The organism is Marinobacter sp. (genome assembly GCF_041690455.1).
In the GTDB taxonomy this organism is placed as follows: Bacteria; Pseudomonadota; Gammaproteobacteria; order Pseudomonadales; family Oleiphilaceae; genus Marinobacter.
This window is the reverse complement of sequence record NZ_JAWLHI010000126.1, coordinates 1-5,259: the sequence shown is the minus strand read 5'-3', so window position 1 is coordinate 5,259 and position 5,259 is coordinate 1. Positions and strand designations below refer to the sequence as shown.

Here is a 5,259-nt window from a genome sequence, read left to right as displayed (position 1 = left end):
GCCTAAGTCTGCCGCTGGACTACCCGGGCGGCCAAGTCTTGAATGCGGTGCGCCACCCCCCGGTGCTACGCCCCGTGATCCGCAACGACGCGCCCTATTACAACTACGAGTGGGGCAACCTCGAACCGGGGCTGACCGACATTGGATCCGACGATGCCGTGTTGCTGTACACCCAGTATTCCACCCAGTGGGATAGCCTGGCCCACCGCGGTTCGCTGTTCGACGTAAGCGGCACCGGCAAACCGGAGCCGGTGTACTACAACGGCTATCGTGCCGGAGGGGATGTCACGATGGATGCGGAGCAGCGCGTTGGCGCCAAGGCGCTCGGCATCGAGCACATGGCGGTCCATGGTGTCCAGGGCCGCGGTGTGCTGGTCGACCTGTTCAGCCGCTTCGGCGAGTTCCCCCGCAAGCTCGTCGGTTACGATGACCTGATGCGGGTCATGGAGGAAGACAATGTCCAAGTCGAGTCCGGTGACATCCTTTGCCTGTGGACGGGGCTCGATCAGATGATCATGCACATGCAGGGGCGACCCGACGCATCGATCAGGGAGGCCTGTGCGGTCCTGGATGGCAGCGACCAGCGCCTGCTGCAGTGGATTACCGATAGTGGTGTCGCCGCGATTGCGGCGGACAATCTGGCTGTGGAGGCGCTGGGCCAGCCGCAATCGGGCGGCCACACTGGAACCACCTTGCCTCTCCATGAGTTGTGTCTGTTCAGGCTCGGCGTGCATCTGGGAGAACTTTGGTCCCTGTGGGAGCTCGCAGCCTGGTTGCGCCAGCATCACCGCTGCCGCTTCTTGTTGACTGCGCCACCTTTACGGCTCACCGGCGCGGTCGGTTCGCCGCTGACCCCCATTGCTACGGTGTAGCCGCTTTGACCATCCTCAACGAACTGCCGAAACCGCCCCAGAACCCACCCACGGAGCGGGACTTGACGGCGTCATGGCGCGGCAACTTCGATGAGCCCCTGCTTACAATCAAATGCATAACGTATAACCACGAGCCTTTCATCCGCGACGCACTGAATGGCTTCCTGATGCAAAAAACCGATTTCCCTTTTCGAATCGTCGTTCACGACGATGCATCAAACGACAGCACACAGGAAATTATCAAGCACTACGCCGGCAGGTATCCCAATGTCATAAAGACGATTCTCCAGGAGAAAAATCTACACTCCCGCGGCATCAAACGAGGTCCGTACGTCGATCCGCTAGTTGCAGGGCAATATATCGCTCTCTGCGAGGGGGATGACTACTGGATTGACGCAAATAAGCTCCAACGGCAAGTTAATGTACTGGCTGCCAACCCTAACTACTCGGCCTCAGCCGAAAACTCTCTGATTCACTTCCTGAGCACAAACGATATCGGTGCCTTCAGCAAATTGCCTGACCATCTCGTGAGCATTCCTGAAATGCTGAGAGGCCGAGTTTTTTCGACAGCGTCCGTCGTTCACCGGGCATCGGGGATCGCGGGCCGGGATGAAGCATTGAGGGTTGCGGGTGACATTGGCACCTGGTGCTACCTTGCGACTCGAGGCGAGATTCATTATCGGTCGGTGTTTTCTTCAGTGTATCGGCGTGGGGCACATGGCGCGGTGTTAGGTACTGACCCGTTGAATTGGGCGCGCAAGATAGAAAGGTGGAATGACGACCTGGAAGCATTCCTGGCCGAGCCTCAACTAACTTGGCTCTTCAAAAGGCGTAATTTCGCCAATTATCATATCGCGGGTTGCAACTCCGCTCTATCCGTGGCGGCCAGACTGACCGCGTGGAAGAAGTGCATTCAGTACGACCGCACAGGAGCGCTCCGCAGTTTGGCAGGTAGGTTGCCGATCGCCGGCCCCATGGCGAAGAAGGCGCGGAGCTATCTTGAAAGGGAGCGGGAAGAGTCTAGGTTGTGGGCCAGACATGAAGCATGGATGCGGAAGACTGACCGCCGAATCCAATCCAATCTGGTGATCGGTGTCACGTCGTTGCCTGCGCGTATAGAAAAGGCCTGGATGGCGATCGTTAGCTTGTTGGACCAGGAAATAGGTGCCGAGAAGGTCGTGCTAGTTCTTGCTGAGGAGGAGTTTCCGAGCCGAGCACTGCCCAGCGAATATCGGTTACTGGAAACTGTGGGCTTAGAAATACTTTGGGTGTCCCGAAACTCCGGAGGTTACAAGAAACTGTTACCGATCCTGGAAAGATACCCCGGGTGCGACGTGATAACGGCAGACGACGGGGTAGTATATTCGAATTCAATGGTTTCGGAGTTATTAGAGGCCCGTAACCTCGGTTCGCGCACGATTGTAGGGCATGGCGGCTGGCAGATGCGTGCGCTGGAAGGGCGACTCCTTCCCTCTCGTCTTTGGCCGTATGCAGCCGGGGGTACGGCTTCGCCTTCAGTGTTGCTTCCTGGCCGCGAAGGGATTTTTTATCCTCGAGAGTTTTTGCGGTCCGGTGAACTGAAAAACCTGGATCGTGCGCTTGAACTCTGTCCAACCGCGGATGACATCTGGTTCTGGGCCGTCTCCGTGCTGGAAGGATGGGTCCCTTACTGCATTGGCAATCACGCGATCGACACCATACACCCACAGCGTGGGGCGCCAGAGCTGGGCCAATTGAATCTGGATGCCGATGATGTGCAAGTCGCTAATGCCATAGGGCACTTTGACATTGCCATTGCCCAGACCCTTTAAAAAAACGTGCCTGCAAGGTCCGCAACGCTTCAATGAAAAGCCCGGTGATAGATTAAAATAACATACTTTTATGGGAACCAAAGGCCGCCAGATCACTGCTGTCCCACTTTGGCGGCCTTCAGCTGTAGGTGCATCCGGGCATCCGGGCATCCGGGCACCAGGTGGATCGTGGTTTCGGCAGCGGAGGAGTGTGGCCAACGGTTTGCGCTGGAACAGCGCTTAATTGCGCCATGCGAAAGAGTGCCTGGATGCCCATTGCAGAACGTGAGACAAACTTTTGGAATGCCACCAGCAGCGCATCAACTGCCACGGTGGTTGGATTCCAATGCCCAACAGCAGAATCTCGGCGCCGCGCATGCCGTCTCTCCTGTCCGGAATCCTGTCCCGAGCATGGCTCAGTATGTCGGCGAATTCCACTCAGAATGACGAGGAGCCATTTTTAAAGATCTGTCCGAGTCAGGTGCACAGGTTCCGGCCATAGTCCGATTCCTCGTTTCGATTCAGCGTTTTCTGGTGCAAACATTGTATCGAAAATGCCACAGGAACTGGGCTATGTCTTTGAATTACGTGGGACAGCAGTGGAGCGCAGGAGACCAATGAGCTGCAATATCCTCATTACGTGCGCCGGCCGCCGCAGTTATCTGGTCGATTACTTTCGCGAGGTCGTCGCGCCCCTAGGCGGTCACGTTGTGACTGCCAATTCCGAGTCCTTCGCCGCCGGCTTGCTCGCGGGCGACCGGCGGTACGTAGTGCCCACCATTGATGACCCTGGCTATCTCGAAGCTCTTCTCAGGATCGTGGAAGATGAGGAAATAAGCCTGGTTTTATCGCTTTTTGATGGTGATCTACCCAAGCTCGCGGCGGCGCGACAACAGTTTCTCGACAGGGGAGCGGAGGTAGCGGTTAGCGATCCGGAAACAATTGATATGGCTGGAGACAAGTGGCGAATGTTCGAGTTTCTGACCTCCAGGGGTGTCCCCACACCGCGCACCTGGCTCGATCCTGATGCCGCGCTGGCGGCGGTGGCGGCTGCCGACGCATCCTTTCCGCTTTTCGTGAAACCGCGTTGGGGGATGGCATCGCTCGGCGTCTTGAAAGTGCATTCACCGGACCAGATTCACGCACTATTCCGCCACGTGCGGGACGAGGTAACACGGAGGTACAGGAAGCTGATGGCGCCGGAGGGACTCCAGGAGACCATCCTCGTTCAGGAGAGCCTGCTCGGACAAGAGTACGGAGCCGACATACTCAACGACTTCCAGGGCAACCATATTGCCACCACCATCAGGCGCAAGATCGCGATGCGGGCTGGAGAGACAAACGCTGCAGTCTCCGTCAGTGATCCGGAACTCGAAGAGCTGTGTAGTCAATTGGCGCACCTACTGCGCCACCGAGGCAATGCGGATGTCGATTTTATCCGGCCACCCGGTGGAGCCGCTCAAGTCTTGGAGATCAATGCCCGGTTTGGCGGAGGTTACCCCTTTTCTCACCTCGCTGGCGCGCGGTTCCCGCGAGCGCTGGTTCAGATGGTGCGGGGGGAAGCACCCGATCCAGGTGAAGTGGAGCCGGGGGTGTATGCGCTCAAGGACATCGTGCCTCGTCGGTACGAGCTCGAGCGAGGATACGGCGGCGCGTGATTCTGCGTTGGGGCACCACAGATTCTTCCACTTGCAGTTCCCAGGCCGGAGCTTTTAGCCCTTTGGGTGCCGGCGAATACCTTGGCTAGGGAATCTCTGAAAACGTTTTTTTGCATCCCGAGCACGTTGACATCCAATTCCGCCAGTACACCCACCTGCTTCATGTCGGCCGCCCCTTGCATCGCAATGGATGCGCTCAGCACAACTAGTGCGCAGGTTTGTAAGCCTTGAGTCCACGCTTAAGTAATCACCCAGGCCCCGATTGGATTCTATAGGGCCGAAGCCTGTCTGGCGTCAACTACTCTGTCCGGTCGGCGACAACTATAATGGCCGGTCGGTGAGCGGGCGATGACCTGCTTTCCGATCGGTTTCTACGCCTCCTTGTTTGTCCTTGCGTGGGCCCGCTAGTCAGGGAAAGATCGTGTTCTTGATTGTTCCACCAAACACCATGGGTGCCCCAATAATGAATTCAGCCCTTAACAGTCTGTCTCGCGGCCGATCGGTCCAGGGTTCTGCCAGGGAACGGCCGAGCCGCGCTGTGTCGCCGGTATTCCGCGGCATGCTCTTCCTGTTGGCTGCGCTGCTGCTCAGCGCCTGCGGAACCTCGTCCCTGACCGAGGAGCAGCGCTTCGAGCGCGCGCAGGAGCTCGAGTCGTCGGGCGACCTTCGTGGCGCGTTGATCGAGTGGAAGAACGTGCTGCAGCAGAATCCGTCGAACGCCGACGCCCGGCTGAGGCTGGGCCTGCTGAACCTGGACCTGGGCGATCTGGAGGCCGCACGGCTGGAACTGCGGCGCGCAGCCGAGCTGGGCGCGGACCCGACGGAGGTGCGGCCTGCGCTGGCCCGAATCTGGTTGATGGAGGGGGATCACCAGCGGGTGCTGGATGAGCTGGATCCCGCTGATTTCACTGATGAGCCGGCCTCCAAACGGGCCGAGGT

General features: G+C 58.4%; 4 protein-coding genes. All 4 read left to right on the top strand.

What is annotated here, in order from left to right; genetic code table 11:
* Positions 1–74 precede the first annotated feature (74 nt).
* On the top strand, positions 75–872 hold the full coding sequence (locus tag ACESMW_RS18395) for a cyclase family protein (protein WP_372988418.1): 798 nt from the start codon (positions 75–77) through the stop codon (positions 870–872).
* Between the two features lie 62 nt (positions 873–934).
* Positions 935–2,683: a glycosyltransferase gene (locus tag ACESMW_RS18390; RefSeq protein WP_372988417.1), complete on the top strand. Its 1,749-nt coding sequence runs from the start codon at positions 935–937 to the stop codon at positions 2,681–2,683.
* A gap of 596 nt (positions 2,684–3,279) precedes the next feature.
* A complete protein-coding gene (locus ACESMW_RS18385; protein ID WP_372988416.1) occupies positions 3,280–4,320 on the top strand; it encodes an ATP-grasp domain-containing protein in 1,041 nt (346 codons plus the stop codon).
* A 463-nt stretch (positions 4,321–4,783) separates the two neighbouring features.
* Positions 4,784–5,259 (top strand): tetratricopeptide repeat protein (locus ACESMW_RS18380; protein WP_372988415.1); only part of this gene is annotated, 476 nt, incomplete at its 3' end.

Excerpts from the sequence above, each read along its gene's own strand:
- ACESMW_RS18385 (WP_372988416.1), top strand. The coding sequence starts at position 3,280 with ATGAGCTGCAATATCCTCATTACGTGCGCCGGCCGCCGCAGTTATCTG.